Below are 15,781 nucleotides of genomic sequence, written 5' to 3'. Positions count from 1 at the left end.
TGAAAGTTAGGAAACGCCGAATAAGTCCCACTCGCTGTGAACAATTTTCTTGTCATGATGTCTGAGGTTGCATATTGAACACGAGGATGGGCATGATGAAACAAATGACGATGACGACGACGGGATTCGAGAAGCATGCGCGGCCGACGAAGAAGGCCGAGTTTCTGGCGCGGATGGAAACGTTGGTGCCGTGGGCCGAGTTCTGTGCCGTGATTGAGCCGCACTACCCGAAAGCGGGCAACGGCTGGCCGCCGGCGGGATTGGAACGGAGGCTGCGCATGTATTGCATTGCCCACTGGTTCAACCTGGCCGACGAAGCCTGTACAGAAGCACTTTACGACACGCCGCTGTTTCGGGATTTCTGCGGCTTCGACCTGGGAGACGAACGTATCGCTGACGCCAGCACCCTGGGGAACTTCCGCCATCTGCTCGAAGCCCATAACTTGGGTGCGACGATCTCCGCCAAGGTTGGCGAATTGCTGATGCGGCAAGGCGTGCGCCTTTCTGGCGGTACGATAGTTGATGCCACCCTGATTGCTGCACCGCCCTCGGTCAAGAACCGTGACAAGGCCCGCGACCCGGAAATGCATCATCAGACCAAGAAGGGCAACCAATGGCATTTCGGGATGAAACTCCACATCGGTGCCGACAGCAAGACTGGCCTGAGCCATAGCGCCAGTGTCACCGCCGCCAATGTCCATGACAGTCACGAAGTTCCCAACTTGCTGCACAGGGACGAAACCCGTTTCTACGGTGACTGTGCTTACCGGGGCAAGACGCAACGCGAGCGGCTCAGAGAGATTGCGCCCAAGGCAAAGGACTTCACCAACCGGCGCACCTATCGGAATGCGCCGCTGGAACCCGACAGGGAAACCAACCGACGTCCCACGGAGATTTCCTTCGGTCATAAATTCGCTGTCCGTTCCAAGGTCGAACATCTGTTCCTGGCCTTGAAACGACTGTGGGACTTTGCCAAGATTCGCTATCGTGGTTTGGCCAAGAACGCCAATCGTGCCTTTGCCATGCTGCTGGCGATGATCAATCTCGTCAAGTGGGGACGACCAATGACGGGAGCGGTACGTCCGGCATGAGCAGGATACGGGGGATTCTCCCGCTTCCGACACTTCGGAGTATTCAATATCCGATGAAAATGCGATTCGTCTCATCATTCCGTTTCAGTTCATACTCAATGTCCCACTACGTGGGGACTTGTTCGGTGTTTCCTTAGTTCCGCAGATCGCGTCGCAAACCTGTGACAACCGGATAGGCAGATTCGTTTACCCTAGGCTCACGCTGATACGGATTACAGTGTCGGATCGATGACGGCCTTGATGACAGTATCCGACCCGAGCGCCTGCAGCGCTTTAGGAGCATCCTCAACGCTAAAGCGGTGCGTGATCAGTTGCGCGAGCGGATAGCGGTCCTGCAGCCGGGTCGCGAGATGCACGGCCCCATAGTAGTGCTTGGGCTTCGGGAATGTTGCACCGGCAATTTGCATGTTCTTGATCGTCAGGTCGCGCGGAGATATCGGTTGGGTGCCGATTTCGCCCCACAATCCCAGGACAATGTAGCGACCGTGGTGTCCGGTCAGGTTTACGCCTTCGGGAAACGCGGGCAGCGCACCGGCCGCCTCGACCACGACAGACGGGCCTTGCGGACCGACCCGATCCCAAACCTGCGCGACCCGATCTTCGCTCGTCGTCCCTGTCATCGAAATCGTCGCCGTTGCGCCGAGCGACCGTGCGGCGTCCAGACGGCGCTGCACACGGTCGATGACGATAATCTCGTGCGCACCCGAAATTGCCGCCACCACCGTGGCGGCAAGTCCAACTGGCCCGGCGCCCTGGATCACAACAGTATCACCGCGACCGACCGGGCCGCACTGATCGAATCCGCGCAACACCGTTGGCAATGCGCAACCGAGAGCTGCTACAGCCTCGGGATTGGCATGTGATGGCAGGCGATAAAAAGCCATTCCGGGGGGGAGTGTGGCAAAGTCTGAATAGCTGGCCCAGTTTGGTCGGTCGGCGTGCTCGAAGAACTGGGAGTTCTCGCACGGCGTTTCGTCGAGCACGGTGCACGAGTAACAACGATGGCAGAGCGCGATCGGCGACCAGGAGATCAGGTCGCCAACCTTGACCGGAACGCTCGCGTAATCAGTCGTAACGCCCGCTCCGAGCTTTTCTATCCGCCCGATACCTTCGTGGCCAAGGATAATAGGGAACGGCATCCTGCCCACGCCACCTGAGGCGATGTGCGCGTCGCTGCCGCAAACACCGCCGAGAACGATCTGTACCAAGACTCCGCCGGGCTGCGGGTCTGCGACCGGAACCTGCCAAGTTTCGAGCCGATTCGGCTCGATCAAAACAGTAGCCCTTCCTTTAGTCATATGAGGCACTCCCCCTTGCTATGCGAAACGAATTTCTTTTTTCTAACGGAACCACGATATCGCCCCCTTTGTCTGGTCACAATTTGGCAGATCGGGCCAGAAGCTTGCCAGTACCTACAGAGGTTTCCCCGTTCACAGATGGAAGTGCCGAACGGCCGTGATAACCATTAGGATGGGTCTGCAGAATCCTCCGTAGGACATCAATATTGGCTAATTCTGCAGCAACCGCATACGGATCAACGCGGTTACCGGCCTTCTGCAGGCGTCGCGCCAAATGCGCACGGAGACCGAGTTCATCCCACAGTAACTCATGCCAAGCCGTTTCAGTAAGAGCAATGATCTCAGCCTCGACGGTGGCGCCCGACTGATCCCGGTCCCCTGCGCCAGCCGGCAGCCGTTCCTCCAAGAGCCGTACCAAGTCAGCAACTCCCTTACCACTCGTGGCGACAGTGCTTACCAGTGTAGGCGCAACACGCTGAAGATGTTCGCCCATGCTCACCATCGACTCGAGGTCGGCCATAAGCTTGTCGGCACCGTCGCGATCTGCCTTATTGACGACGAAGACGTCGGCAATTTCCATCAGGCCCGCCTTGGCTGCCTGCACGCTGTCCCCCTGACCGGGTGCGCAGACGACCACCGTCTGTTGCGCCGTCCGGATGATGTCAATCTCGTCCTGGCCGACACCGACGGTCTCGATCAAGATGAAATCAAAGCCCGAAGCATCGAGGATACGAACAGCATCGCGTGTCGATTGAGACAGCCCCCCCAATGCGCCCCGACTCGCTATGGAACGCATGTAGATCCCGGCCTCGACAAGAGCCGGCATGCGGATTCGGTCGCCCAAGACCGCGCCCCCGGTAAACGGGCTCGACGGATCGACCGCCACCACCGCTACTTTGCGTCCACGGCCGGCGAATGCAGTAGCCAAGCATCCGGTGAGCGTGCTCTTACCGGCGCCCGGCGAGCCGGTAATTCCGACAACCGCCGCGCGCCCCGTGAGGGGGAACACGGCTCGCATAGCGTCGCGCCAGCCGGCGCGGCGGTCTTCGACAAAGGAGATGAGTCGCGCGACGGCGAACTGCTCCCGGCGAAGGGCGCCTTCGAGTAGCGGCTGCCACTGATTGGAATCGCCCATTGGACGGACTCGTTCAGCCTGCCGCCTTCTTCAGGCTGCCGCCCATACGGAAATAAGGTGCGACTGCCTGATCCCTGTCATGCAAGGCTTTGCTGAGGCCCTTGTTCCGCCGTTCCTTCAGGAAATTGAACTCGCCTTTCTCCAAAGACATGTTCGTGCACCAGCCATGCCCGACCCAGCCAACCATCGTGCCGATGCCTTTCCCCCGCGCTTCCATCATCATCTGGATATTGGCCTTACCCATCATGATCCCGTCCAGGGGCATTAGCGCAATAGCCTGACAGTAATCAGCAACCCACTGTTCCAGCTCTTCGCGGGGAACAACCTTGGCCACGAAACCCGCCTGCTCGGCCTCCGCGGCGGTAAGCGCGCGCATCGTCAGCATGACCTCCTTCATCTTCTTGATGCCGAGGTTTTCCAGCCACAGATACATGTTCTGCGGTCCGCAGCCCAGATAGCGGAATGCCGGGTGGCCAAACTGGGCATCAGGGCTAGCAATAACGATGTCACTGGCCAGCGCCAGCTGCATATGCGCCCCGTAGCAGTAACCATGTACCTGGCATACGGTGGCTTTCAGACATTCCGTTGCCACGCGCTCGAAGGCACCGAACACAATGTTCCGGTCGGGCAACATGCGCTGCCTTTGCGTAGGGCGTTGCCTGCCGTCAACCGATTTGCCATCCTTGTAGCCGATGTAGTGACCCAGCTCCGAGGCATTCGCCCCCGTGCCAAAACACGGTCCGTTGCCCTTGAAGACAATGATCTTCACATCGTTGTCGGCTTCCGCGCGCTTGATCAAGTCCCCGACCAGTTCCAAACCGGCAACCGGCAGGCCGTTGAGCGCTTCGGGCGCGTTGAAAGTAATGGTAGCGGTGTGTTTTTCCTTATCGGTAGCGTAAAGCACCTGTTTCCCAAGCTCAACTTCGTCAGTTAACATTGCCTCATCATTCCACTGCCCCGCCAGTAGCTCTGCTTCGCGTTTCTTCGGCATCTCAATTCTCTCCAATCCCAGTTGTGTCCTATCACCGTCCCGTTTAAGTGCACTAAGGCTTTGTCACCCTGCCACCTGCCATCAGTGCTGCTGGCTGCAAAACGGTCCGATATCCGTCGGCTCTATGAACGCCGTTATTTATGATACCACAGTATCAACAAACGTGTTTATTTAATGAACATCTATGTTGACGTGGCAATCAAAAGGCTTTAACAAACGCTGCTTATGGCGTGGCTCGCTCACTCTTACCAATAGAGGATTCACGCACGATTTTCATTAGAGCTTCCATGCGTTCCTCGCTGGGCGGAACCAGCTTAGTTAACGGATAACTTCGGCCTAGCTGACAATACTTGGGCTCGCCAAAACCATGGTATGGCAATAGCACATATTGCTTCAGGCTGGTTATCTCTCTCAGAAATTCCACTATTCCCTTGATATTGTCTTCCGAGTCTGTGAATCCCGGAACTATCACAGTGCGGGCAATAATTGGGGTTGATGGAAAACGACAAGAAATTTTCTTGATGTTTTCCAAGATGAGTTTATTGGTGACTCCAGTAAAAGCCTTATGTTTCTTCGGATCAATGTGCTTAATGTCATACATGATCAAGTCGGCATAAGCACAGACTTTTTCCACGTCGTCCCATTTGGCATAGCCGCTGGTTTCCACGGCCGTGTTAATACCGCGCTCACGACAGGTTCTTAGCAACTCACTGACGAATTTGCTTTGGAATAGCGGCTCTCCGCCACTGACAGTTATCCCCCCGCCTGACCTCGAGTAGAACACCCCATCCTCTTCCACCATTCGTACAACGTTATCTACCGTGTGTTGTTCGCCAAACATCCTTATCGCGCGAGGGGGACAAACACGAACGCATTCACCGCAATTAGTGCATGCCTGCATGTCGATCTTCACTTTCCCATCGGCTTGCATTGTGATTGCGTTGGTCGGACATACTTCCAGACACCGTCCGCATCCGATGCATCTTTCTATGCTATATGCAATCTCGGGACGAACATTCTGTGATTCTGGATTGGAGCAGCATTGGCACCGCAAAGGGCATCCCTTCATGAATACCAAGTCGCGAAGTCCCGGACCATCATGAACCGAAAATCTTTGTATGTTGAAAATCAACCCTTGTTTAGCTGTTCTTTTGGTCATGGAGATATGCAGAATCGCCTAACATGCGTAGTGATGTTCAGTTCTACCAATGATTTCATTCTGAAGACCAGGAGAAAGATCAACGAAGTACGCGCTGTATCCGGAAACCCTTACCAAGAGATCACGATATTTCTCCGGGTTTTTCTGTGCCTCGATGAGAGTCTCGGTATTGATTACGTTAAACTGGATATGCCAGAGTTTAAGGTCGCACCAAGTCCTTATGAATGCCGCCAGGGTTCTTGTTCCTTCTTCTCCAGCAACGGCTTGCGGACTCAGCCTGACGTTCAACAATTTCGCTCCTTGCCCCTCACCCAGCGTGTTTCTGGCGGCGGCGGCGGACAGCAACACCGCTGTCGGTCCATTAACATCGCATCCTTGTGACGGCCCCATGCCATTGGACACCGGGTCCTTCGCCTTTCTTCCGTCCGGTGTTGCGCCAAGTGCGGACCCAAGCGAAACATTGGAGGACACCGGGACAAAAACCACGTCATGCCTAAGCCCAAAAGTGTCTGTATACCCATTGATGATCGAAAGCAGGAGGCCCTCGACATCATGGGCAATCGAATCAGCGTAGGAATCGTTGTTGCCGTATTTTGGGGCATTCAGACACATTTGCCTGAGCGCCTCCTTGCCCTCGAAGTTGGTATCAATCGCCGCCACCAACTCATCAATCGCCACAGTCTTATCGTCATAGACGAGTTTCTTGATAGCTATCAACGAATCCACCGCAGTTCCAAAGCCCACAAAATTTAATTTGCCGCCAGCTCTGATCCCGCCTTTTACCCTGTTGGAATGGATATCGACGCACTGGTCCATGAGCAGGTCATTCAGAGACGAGATGAGTGGCGATGCCATTGGACGCTGCTGCTGCTTCACGGTTTCCAATATCGATTGCTTTGTCAACAGTAGTTTGATGAGGTGCTGGGCCTGCATGCGAAAGGCATGCATCACATCGTTAAAGTTGGCAAATTCGCTTGCGATACCCGTCCTGACTCCAAGTCGTTCTTCCTGCTGTTCACGAGCCAGTTTGATCTTGCCATCCTTCAAAGCCATCACGACGGCCGTCGGAAGATTCGTCAGCGCCTCCAGTCCCGAGAAAATATCCAGATTTGGTAGCCTGGCTTCGACGCAACCTGACCCGGCGTAATCCAGGGCTTCCTCGCGTGTCACCCCAGATTTGGCGATGATATTCGGGACGATCTCTTCATCATTTTCGAACTTGGGAAAACCTGTCCCTTGTTTCACGCACTCGCAGGCCTTCATTAGGAACGCTTGGGGCGTCCGGCTATGGATTCTTACCATAAGGTCAGGCGTGTCGAGCGGCCAGTCGATCTTCGATTGCAGAACCAGGTAAGACAGTTCATTGGTAGCGTCGCGGCCATCTCGCGTCTGACCACCGACGGTGGTCTGCTCAAAATGAGGATACCCCTCAAAGCTGCCTACCGTGCCACCGATGCGCAACCGCTTGTACTGGGCCATGTTTAGCCACACGCACTGGAGCAATTCCATTGCGCTTTCCTTGGTAATTCTGCCGGCTTTTATATCGGCTTCGTAGTAGGGATAGAGATATTGGTCTATTCTGCCGTTGCCTATTCCAGCACCCTCTTGCTCAAAACAAATGCCACAACGGGTGAACCACAAGCTCTGTAGCGCCTCGCGGAATGTCCTGGCCGGATTTCCTGGTACCCATGCGCATACTTGGGCTATTTCCAGCAGTTCGCTTTTCCTCTGTGGGTTATTTTCCTTCCTGGCCATATTGGTTGCCAGTTCGGCATAACGCTTGCCAAAGGTAATCATAGCGTCGCAACAGATGACCACCGCCTGCAAAAAAGCCCTTTTATCGAAGGTGTTCTTGGGGTCAAAGGGATCCATCGCGGCGAGTCTTTCTTCCGCTTCCCTCTTGATGCCGTTATATCCCTTCTTGATCACCTTGGTGTAATCCGGGATCCAGTCCGCCATCGCCTTGATAGTCGACATATCATCGATCACACCGCGCGTGGAAGTGCTGTTCGGCATGAAGAAAGTATGCGCCACGTTCTCGGGTAATAGGTTGGAATAGGCTTCCCATAGTGTTTTGCCATTCCAGTACGGCAGAATTTCCTCTTCAATGACTCTAACGTCCTCATCTGTGACGCTGAACGCCCCCGCATTTCGGCTAGGAAGTTCCCTTATGCTTTTGAACCAACTTGCTTGAATCTCCGGATATAGAAGACCATACCGGCGTCCTGGGCTGCCGCCGGCACAATGACCAACGATCAACTCATCGGCCCCAATGGCAATATCGATTTTGCCGGTTATGTTCGCCAGAGCCTTCGCAGCCCTGACATCGATCATCATGCCCTCTGTCTGCTTAAATGATTCTGTAAACAGGCGCGCCCTATCAACGGAGACCCGTGGAGGCACATCGAGAAAGCCGTGCAGCATTCTCTCAAGTCTGGATTCGGCAATTTTTGGCTCGTCATTAACGATGGCCTTCCGCGCTATTCTTTGTTCTTGCGCTGTTGTATATGCCTTCTCAGGAATTTTCATCTTTTGCCGCTGAGCTGAAATTACGTTTTCTTGGCTTAACATGGTTGGGGCTCCTATTAAAAATCTTACTAATGTGTAGACTTATTAAGGCACTCGAAGGTTCCATTTAGGTAAGAGGGCCATTCAAATATCCGGTGATCTTATACAACACCGTACAACTTCATCACCGAGGCGAGTATGTCCTTAGGCACGGGTGTGAAAGCGCCGAGCTTGCTGCGGCCAACGCCAATTGCCTTCAGGTCGACGAGCATCTCCACCATTTTGATCGACAGCGCGGCGCCATCAAGCACGGGAATGCCGCCCAACTCGCGCAAGCAATACTTGCCCATGACCGCGTTGAGGCAACCGCAGGCATTGACGAACATGCAGACGCCTTTGCGCTTCGCTTCCTCCGCCACGCCCATGGCGGGATCCATGATCACCTTGGGATCGCTAAAGCCGCCCTGCAATTCGTCGAGCGTGACCTCGAAGCTGTTGCACTCGATGAAGCGCTCGCTCAAGCCGTAGCGCTTCACCAGTTCGATCTGACGCCGCAGCAGTGGCTGACCGTGGGCGAGCAGCGAGAAGTTAGGCGATAGCAGGCAGGCCATGTGCATGCTAGTCTCGAGCAAATTGGAAACAGGAATGTCGACAACCTCACGCAGCGAGATGCCAGCGGGGTCGCGCGCGCAACCGACGCAGAAGGCATCGTAGCCTTCGCGCTCTGCCCTGATCGCGTTTTGCACGATCTGACCGTCATGGAAGAATTCCTCGAAGCGATACTTGTCGTCGCTGTGGCTGAACAACTCGACGCCATGGACATCTACTTGAGTCCCCGGCCGTGCGACCTGATTCAGGTAGGTCTTCAGCGTCTGCTCGTACTCGTCCCACGCCGGATCAATGCCCAGACTAGCTCCCGACTGATACCAAATTTTCATTTTTTTCTTTCTCCCACTCTAGTTCAAGTTTCACCCTTGCGGATGTTCGCATTGCTGGTTGCTCCCACTATCGGCTGGAAATGAGTCGTTAAACCACCATCGATCGAAAACATGGCTCCCGAGACGTAGGACGACTCGTCGCTTGCCAGATAGAGGCAGGCATAGGCAATATCGTCGGCTGTCCCCAAGCGGCGCAGCGGGACAAGATCGATGCAGGCTTGGCGGATGCCCACAGGATCGGGTTCCATGAACTTTTCCATCAAGCGCGTCATGTGGAGCCCGGGGGCGATGCAGTTGACGCGGATGTTGTCCGGTCCGAAGTCGATCGCCATCTCCTTGGTTAGCGGGATCAGTGCCCCCTTGGCGGCAACGTAAGCTGCATTGTTAGGATTAGGCAAAATACCCACGCAGGAGGTGAAGTTAATAATGGAGCCGCCACCATTCTTTCTGATCTCAGGAATGGCATATTTTGAGCACAGGAACACGCTCTTCAGATCGACGGCGATTTCATGATCCCAATCTTCCTCGGACATGTCCTCGACTGTGCCTACCTCAAAAACCCCGGCGTTATTGACCAGAATATCCAGCTTTTGGTATTTCTCAATCGTAGCCGCAACCGCATTTTTGACCTGCGCCGACTTGCTGACATCGGCAATAACAAAAAAGCTGTCGCCGCCAGCTTTCCTGATGATATCAACGGTCTCTGCTGACTGAGATGGGTCCATGTCAACGATGACCACCTTTGCTCCTTCTCTGGCAAACATAGTCGATATGGCACGCCCAATGCCCTGAGCACCCCCGGTCACTATTGCAACCTTTCCCTTTAACCTCATTTTCTTCCTCCTGACAAATTCCCCATCAGTGCCCTGATGGGGTGATTCGAACTCTAACTCTGTTATTACTCGCCTCTTGGTTACGTCTTACGCCCCTTTTCTTGCTGGCGTAATCTCACTAACCCATTGGCGGATAACTTCACTAGTCTTGTCGACAAATTCCACCTTCGTTGGAAGCGGATCATTCAGCCATTTCCGATAGAAGGTATCGAGGTCGGGAAGAAATTCGAAATCAGCGGGCATGCCTGGCGGCAGCGACTCCACCTCTAATAGCGCAGCGCACTCCGGACAGTAATACTCTCTAATCTCGCAATAATCGGGGTCCGGTACCTGTACGCCTGGGTACACTTGTTCCAAGGTCTCTGCGGTATCTCTGACGTAAACCAGAGAATGCAATTTCCAATTAACCCTGAAATCTCCGAACCCATGTCCGCACCGACATTTGACTACGTAATCCGTTCCGTCTTGCACTATGAATAGACATGGCGTTAAAGGAAGCAGGATTCGCTCTTTAAAAGCCACTCTCTCTTCATAAACCTCCATCGATTTTTGAAACCTATCCGTATCTTTCGGATCCTTGATGATTTCTTGAACTCTCTCAAATGGCAATTGGCCATCGATCAGCAGTTTCAACTCGCGTTTGTCATAGCTAGTAGACATCTCAATGCCTCCTTATTAATAGTTAAAGTCTTCGGTTAAGCCCCAGAACTCCCTGACCTCTCGGGCATATGCTGGCGACAGTCCCATCGATTCGGAAAACATGCGTCTTACTGGCTCAATCATGTCTTTCCTCTCCACTCTTTCCCTCGATTTCTTCCACCAGGCCTTGAATGGAACTCCCTGTTTCTTTCTGGCAGCAAGTATTTCTGCTCTGCGCTGCTTCGTGGCAGCATCGTCAACCACCCATTCACGCGCCTTTTTGTCAAAGGTCGCCACAACACCCCATATGTCACGGGCAGTATCTGCAGTAGTACAGTCAATATCCAGGTCAGCTTTGACAAGAGCTGGATCTCTTTCCAGGGGATCCCCAAAGCCTGGTCCCCCGCCGTGGTCTCCCTCGATGATGCTGTAGCGGCTGAGAGTTTCCGGAACCAGTATCGGCGCCTCTATGGCTCGATGATTGCCTTCTCCCAGTTTCGCCATGCCAGGCTTCCTCGGGTCTTCACGGGTGAGAATCACATCTTTGCGTTCATCGATGCGTTTCTTGATAGCGTCTCCATCGCCCACCATTGTCTTAAGAACCGGCGGCGGATATGCTCCATACATAGTATTGTTGTGGGGAACGCGATTGGTGATACCACAGTCGGTAAGCGTCCATTCGCCTTGTTCTCCGGGCCAGATCATATAAAGAGAATCTAGATGCAGCCCCCCTCTGTATTTCCCTTTGCCGGAACCATCGACAGCGAATTTTCGGGCAAGCCAAACGAACGAGGTAACGGTTTCCAGTCCTTCGCAGTTACCCATGTCAGCGGCAGCATAGTTCGCTCCCCACGCTGTACTCTCGCCATCGGCAACTCCCCTGGCGCCCATACCTCCTGGTACCAGCTCAACGTTTACAACCGTTGTATATATGCCAGAGAGGTTTTTGCCACCTATTTCAATCCCGGGCATGTGACTCGTACCCGCCAATACCTCTTCCACATATCCCCTCGAAAAGAAATAACGACTGAAGGCTTCGCAACCCATTGACATATATGTCCAAAGAACCGCCCAACTACTGCCATAGGGAGCAATCGGGTTGACCGGATACGGATTCATGAAGGAACCCGGGGGAGGCTCCTTAATCGTCAAGTCGCCGAACGAACCGGTATTGTGATATTCAAAGCCCACTACATTACAGAAAACGCAGGCCAGAAACGCATGTACGCCAGGCAGTCCAACGTTCACACCTAACGGAATCCACTTGCTTGTTCCCTCAAAGTTTATATTTACCTTGGCATCTTCATCTATATTCATCTCGAGAGCGGAGAGCAGGATGAAATTACGGGCCTGGTCTTTCGTAATCGTACTTTTGCCTTCGGCACTGATGTCCTTGCAACTCCTCCTCCGCATCCTGCCAGGAACCGCCTGTGTCTTAATTCTTGCGGTGGCGTATCTTCGACTGTCTTCTACGAATTCCTTGATGACCTCCTTGTAATACTCAATGCCATGCCTTTCAATTAGCTCAAGGAGTCCTCGGCGAGCTATGTGGCAACCTGCAACCCGCGCTCTTGTGTCCAGTAGCCAGAAGAACCCCATCCGGGTGAGCTGATTGACTCTGATTTCATATTCTTTCTTCAGAGTGTCATGTTCACCAATTTTCTCACCCGTGATGATGAGGCCGTCTGTAAATATGTCTCTAGACGCCATATTCAGGGAGCCGGGAGACAGTGCCCCCACATCCAAAGTATGCGCACTTCCAAACGTCCATCCCACCAATTCCTTTTCCCAGAATATGGGTACGATGTCGTAGATATCATTAGCGTGCACGCCGGCGATGGGACTGTTGCATTCGAAGATGTCACCGGGATGGATCCCCGGATCGATCTCGTAGTCATGCTCAGTCATCCACTTGATAAGAAGCGTTGGCAGCGGGAAATGCCCTATGACGCCCGTTGAGCAACAAATTACCTCGCCGGTAGGAGACAATATTCCCCAGCACGCATCCCTAGATTCGGCGATTGCCGCTGACGCCGATACGTTGGCTGCTGTTATGGCAGCATCTTCACAAATCCTTTCCAAGGTCGCCCATGTTGATTCGTATTTCACGGGGCCTTCTTCCTTCAATCGTAATTTCTTTAGTCCAAACCGATGCCCAGTATCCTCATACTGCTTGGCAACTTCCTGAACCATATCCTTTAAGCTTTTCACCTTCATGGATTCCTCCGCCACGTCAATTTCCTTTCTAACGATGCTCGTCGATGTCATTGCTTGGCTAACTGTATGTGAGCCAAATGACCATGTGTTGGTCCATTTCCGCCTTCATGCCCGGAGGCACGAAAAGCGTATATGCCGGTCCCTCAAGGACGGCAATGCCTGTAACCCTGTTGCCTGGCCTCATTTCGTCAAGGTCATAAATTTTGGTTGGCATCCACTCGCCGTTACAGAACGTTGGCCGTGTCTTCTTGCGTGCCTTCTCCGGCGGTTCTGCGCCTTCCAATGCATACTTCTTGATAATCGGCTTTATGCTCTCAGCTGTAGCGACTAGCCCGACCCGAGTTATCTGATAGGGCGATCCTTCCGCAACTCCAACCTGCGTATAGGTTCCCTTATAAACCCTCTCAAATTCGACGATCAGCTTGCTCACATCCTCTGGTGAATTCAACCAGCCTGTTGGCGAGGTCACTTCCAGGTCCATGGTTTGACCGAAGTACTTCATCAACACATAAGGAGCAAACGTAAGCTTATCTTCAGTCAGCCCCTCGCCCGCAAACTCCTCGATGGCTTCTTGTTTATGAGCAGTCCAGCTAGCATTCAGCGCCTTTGCCAATTCCATCCGAGCTTCTTCGCTAGAACCACTCGGCAACATCAGGTCGATGCTCGCCGCATACCGGTGGGCATGGTCCATCGCTGCGCACCCAAAAGCGGAAAAGCCCCCCGCCCACGGCACGGTGCATACACCCTTCCATTGCGTCAGGTCGCCGGCATACCGGGCCAGGTGCAATCCGCCGGCGCCACCAAAGCCGATAAGCACAAAGTTCTTCGGATCATGACCTGATACAGTGCTTGCGACGTGTTGTCGCATACTTATATCCATCAGATCGACGATTCCTTCCGCTGCGTGATATATGTCCAGCCCGAGCTTGTCGGCCACTTTTTCCTTGAACATCCTCCGGGCCAGTTCGACATTAAGCTTCACCTTGCCGCCAAGATAATTGTCTGGATTGAGTCTGCCCAGGAGGATGCTGCAATCGGCGATGGTTGGAGTCAGGTTCCCGTGCTCATATGCCACGGGGCCTGGAGTTCCACTGGCACTATCGGGGCCCAACTTTATCCGGTTGGTATTTTCATCTATCCTGATGTAGGTTCCTGCACCCGCACCGATCGATTGAACATCCAACATCGGAACGGTCAAGTACATCCGCTGAAACTCCGGCTCGCGATTCAAGGATATCCGTCCGTTCAGTACCATCCCCACGTCAAAGCTGGTACCTCCCACATCACTACATACCAAATTCTTCTCGCCTATCTGTTCACCCAGAAACTTCGTGCCGATAATCGCCCCCACGGGGCCAGACGTAGTGGCTTCAACAATTCGTGGCCACCTGATATCAGCCACAGTTCCGTAAGCCAGCACCATTTGCAGGTTATATTTGTAGCCATCGTCCTTCAGGACTTTTTCAATGTCCAGCAGTTGTTTTTTGCCGCTTTCCGATGCATAGGCCTGTACAACAAGGGTATTCATCCGGGATACTTCCTTGCTGTAGGGGCTTACCTCATAGGAAGTGAGAACAGGCATTTCTTTTCCTGCTTTCTCCAACATTTCCTTTGCTATCTCGGCCACCCTCTTCTCATGGGCGGGGTTGGCAAAGGATCCCAGGAAGCATATGGCCAAACATTCAACGCCTTCAGCCAGCAATTCTTCCACTGCGGCCCGGGCTTCATGTTCATAAAGGGGGATTACCTCGTTGCCGCGTAAATCCATTCGGCAGGTAACTCCGCGGATTTGCCGATACGGCACATAGGGCTCCTTACGCCGACGATAGACAGCGTGGAATACTTCCGTTTTTCCATAGCCACAGACAATCTCTTTTGCCCGTGTTTGCATCAAAGTTTGTTCGAAACCCTTATTTACAATCAACCCGACCTTTTTTCCTTGTCGAATGATCATGGCATTGAGCATCGCGGTGCCGGTGTACACGGCTCTGGCGACATTAGGAAGGACCTTTTTGCCATCTTTCTTCAGATCGATATCCCAGTAGGTGAATGCATCATCGAGGGACTCCTTGTACCCTATCGACTCCTGGTGTGGAGTGGTGGCAGCTTTCCCCACGACGAATTCACCAGCCGGATTGACGACAAATACATCTGTCATCGTACCTCCTGCATCGCAGGAAACTATGTAGTTTGTTTCATTTGCTCGTTCCAACTCTCTCTCCTTGATAAATGTTGCCTTGATAAATGGATCTGATTTAGCCTTGGGGCAGCCGTCACTTGGCTGGGCCGAGCGCCCCGTGGAGTATGAAATTGGCTATTTCTTCATGCACCTTCGCGGCTGGAAGTCGTCCATCGGTACGGTACCAGCGCAGATGCCAGCTGATGGTGCCAAGCACGTTTAAGGCGATCATCTTCACTTCCCGCGTGCGCACGTAACCGGCGGCGCGCATTTCTTCCAGGGCACGGACGTAGATGTCGAGGATCTTGGTCTGGATGATCTTGTTCTGCCTGCTGCCCTTCTGTGACACCTCACCCTGGTCGATGAAGAACATTCTCGTCTCCTTCTGGTGCGATCCCGACGCAGTGAGATGGGTTTTAATCAGTAGTCGAAAGCGTTCGACCGGATCGAGGTCGCTTTCCCAGACGGCATTCAGCCGTTCGGGCAGTTCGTTGACTGAATATTCAAGAATAGACAGCCAAAGTCCCTCTTTGCTCCCGAAGTAATGGTAGATGTTGGAAACACTCACCCCCACGGTGCTGGCGATTTCTCGAATCGACGTGCCTGAGTAACCATAGTGCGAAAACAGATCCACTGCGGCGCGGATAAGCTCTTCGCGGCGCGTCAATTCCATGCCTTCCTCTTGATTACCGTCGGGCCTGTCCGACTCTTTGCTCACACGAAGTGCTTTCATTGGACTCTCAATTTTGTACTGAATCTACGGGGAATGATCGAACGTTCGTACTATTAAAAC

General features: G+C 53.4%; 12 protein-coding genes. 1 reads left to right on the top strand and 11 read right to left on the bottom strand.

Annotated features, from left to right (window positions below):
* Positions 1 to 95 precede the first annotated feature (95 nt).
* The gene (locus K5E80_RS15065) at positions 96 to 1,091 is read left to right on the top strand and encodes an IS5 family transposase (RefSeq protein WP_220637355.1); all 996 of its coding nucleotides are present in this window, start codon (positions 96 to 98) and stop codon (positions 1,089 to 1,091) included.
* A 212-nt stretch (positions 1,092 to 1,303) separates the two neighbouring features.
* On the opposite strand, the gene K5E80_RS15060 is transcribed toward K5E80_RS15065, so the two are convergent.
* The 11 genes from K5E80_RS15060 to K5E80_RS15010 all read right to left on the bottom strand — a co-directional run bounded on the left by K5E80_RS15060 (position 1,304) and on the right by K5E80_RS15010 (position 15,721).
* The gene (locus K5E80_RS15060) at positions 1,304 to 2,389 is read right to left on the bottom strand and encodes a zinc-binding dehydrogenase (protein WP_220636928.1); all 1,086 of its coding nucleotides are present in this window, start codon (positions 2,387 to 2,389) and stop codon (positions 1,304 to 1,306) included.
* 76 nt (positions 2,390 to 2,465) lie between these two features.
* Positions 2,466 to 3,524 carry a methylmalonyl Co-A mutase-associated GTPase MeaB gene (meaB, locus tag K5E80_RS15055; RefSeq protein WP_220636927.1) on the bottom strand — a complete coding sequence of 353 codons (1,059 nt, stop codon included), beginning with the start codon at positions 3,522 to 3,524 and terminating at the stop codon, positions 2,466 to 2,468.
* A 13-nt stretch (positions 3,525 to 3,537) separates the two neighbouring features.
* The gene (locus K5E80_RS15050; RefSeq protein WP_220636896.1) at positions 3,538 to 4,515 is read right to left on the bottom strand and encodes an enoyl-CoA hydratase/isomerase family protein; all 978 of its coding nucleotides are present in this window, start codon (positions 4,513 to 4,515) and stop codon (positions 3,538 to 3,540) included.
* 223 nt (positions 4,516 to 4,738) lie between these two features.
* On the bottom strand, positions 4,739 to 5,674 hold the full coding sequence (locus K5E80_RS15045) for a glycyl-radical enzyme activating protein (RefSeq protein ID WP_220636926.1): 936 nt from the start codon (positions 5,672 to 5,674) through the stop codon (positions 4,739 to 4,741).
* Positions 5,675 to 5,692: 18 nt separating this feature from the next.
* Positions 5,693 to 8,245 (bottom strand): glycyl radical protein, encoded by a 2,553-nt coding sequence (locus K5E80_RS15040; RefSeq protein WP_220636925.1) that lies wholly within the window; start codon positions 8,243 to 8,245, stop codon positions 5,693 to 5,695.
* Positions 8,246 to 8,343: 98 nt separating this feature from the next.
* Entirely contained in the window at positions 8,344 to 9,120 is a 777-nt protein-coding gene (locus K5E80_RS15035) for an aspartate/glutamate racemase family protein (RefSeq protein WP_220636924.1), read from the bottom strand.
* Positions 9,121 to 9,143: 23 nt separating this feature from the next.
* On the bottom strand, positions 9,144 to 9,953 hold the full coding sequence (locus K5E80_RS15030; protein WP_220636923.1) for an SDR family NAD(P)-dependent oxidoreductase: 810 nt from the start codon (positions 9,951 to 9,953) through the stop codon (positions 9,144 to 9,146).
* Between the two features lie 87 nt (positions 9,954 to 10,040).
* On the bottom strand, positions 10,041 to 10,613 hold the full coding sequence (locus tag K5E80_RS15025) for an acetone carboxylase subunit gamma (RefSeq protein ID WP_220636922.1): 573 nt from the start codon (positions 10,611 to 10,613) through the stop codon (positions 10,041 to 10,043).
* Positions 10,614 to 10,628: 15 nt separating this feature from the next.
* Positions 10,629 to 12,860, bottom strand: coding sequence for a hydantoinase B/oxoprolinase family protein (locus K5E80_RS15020; RefSeq protein WP_220636921.1), 2,232 nt, complete (start codon positions 12,858 to 12,860; stop codon positions 10,629 to 10,631).
* A 7-nt stretch (positions 12,861 to 12,867) separates the two neighbouring features.
* Positions 12,868 to 15,021 carry a hydantoinase/oxoprolinase family protein gene (locus K5E80_RS15015; RefSeq protein ID WP_281420308.1) on the bottom strand — a complete coding sequence of 718 codons (2,154 nt, stop codon included), beginning with the start codon at positions 15,019 to 15,021 and terminating at the stop codon, positions 12,868 to 12,870.
* Between the two features lie 61 nt (positions 15,022 to 15,082).
* Positions 15,083 to 15,721: a TetR/AcrR family transcriptional regulator gene (locus tag K5E80_RS15010; RefSeq protein WP_220636919.1), complete on the bottom strand. Its 639-nt coding sequence runs from the start codon at positions 15,719 to 15,721 to the stop codon at positions 15,083 to 15,085.
* Positions 15,722 to 15,781: the final 60 nt, after the last annotated feature.

The organism is Georgfuchsia toluolica (assembly GCF_907163265.1).
GTDB lineage: Bacteria > Pseudomonadota > Gammaproteobacteria > Burkholderiales > Rhodocyclaceae > Georgfuchsia > Georgfuchsia toluolica.
This window is presented reverse-complemented; position numbering and strand designations above follow the sequence as displayed.

Excerpts from the sequence above, each read along its gene's own strand:
- K5E80_RS15065 (WP_220637355.1), top strand. The coding sequence starts at position 96 with ATGAAACAAATGACGATGACGACGACGGGATTCGAGAAGCATGCGCGG.
- K5E80_RS15060 (WP_220636928.1), bottom strand. The coding sequence starts at position 2,389 with ATGACTAAAGGAAGGGCTACTGTTTTGATCGAGCCGAATCGGCTCGAA.
- meaB (WP_220636927.1), bottom strand. The coding sequence starts at position 3,524 with ATGGGCGATTCCAATCAGTGGCAGCCGCTACTCGAAGGCGCCCTTCGC.
- K5E80_RS15050 (WP_220636896.1), bottom strand. The coding sequence starts at position 4,515 with ATGCCGAAGAAACGCGAAGCAGAGCTACTGGCGGGGCAGTGGAATGAT.
- K5E80_RS15045 (WP_220636926.1), bottom strand. The coding sequence starts at position 5,674 with ATGACCAAAAGAACAGCTAAACAAGGGTTGATTTTCAACATACAAAGA.
- K5E80_RS15040 (WP_220636925.1), bottom strand. The coding sequence starts at position 8,245 with ATGTTAAGCCAAGAAAACGTAATTTCAGCTCAGCGGCAAAAGATGAAA.
- K5E80_RS15035 (WP_220636924.1), bottom strand. The coding sequence starts at position 9,120 with ATGAAAATTTGGTATCAGTCGGGAGCTAGTCTGGGCATTGATCCGGCG.
- K5E80_RS15030 (WP_220636923.1), bottom strand. The coding sequence starts at position 9,953 with ATGAGGTTAAAGGGAAAGGTTGCAATAGTGACCGGGGGTGCTCAGGGC.
- K5E80_RS15025 (WP_220636922.1), bottom strand. The coding sequence starts at position 10,613 with ATGTCTACTAGCTATGACAAACGCGAGTTGAAACTGCTGATCGATGGC.
- K5E80_RS15020 (WP_220636921.1), bottom strand. The coding sequence starts at position 12,860 with ATGACATCGACGAGCATCGTTAGAAAGGAAATTGACGTGGCGGAGGAA.
- K5E80_RS15010 (WP_220636919.1), bottom strand. The coding sequence starts at position 15,721 with ATGAAAGCACTTCGTGTGAGCAAAGAGTCGGACAGGCCCGACGGTAAT.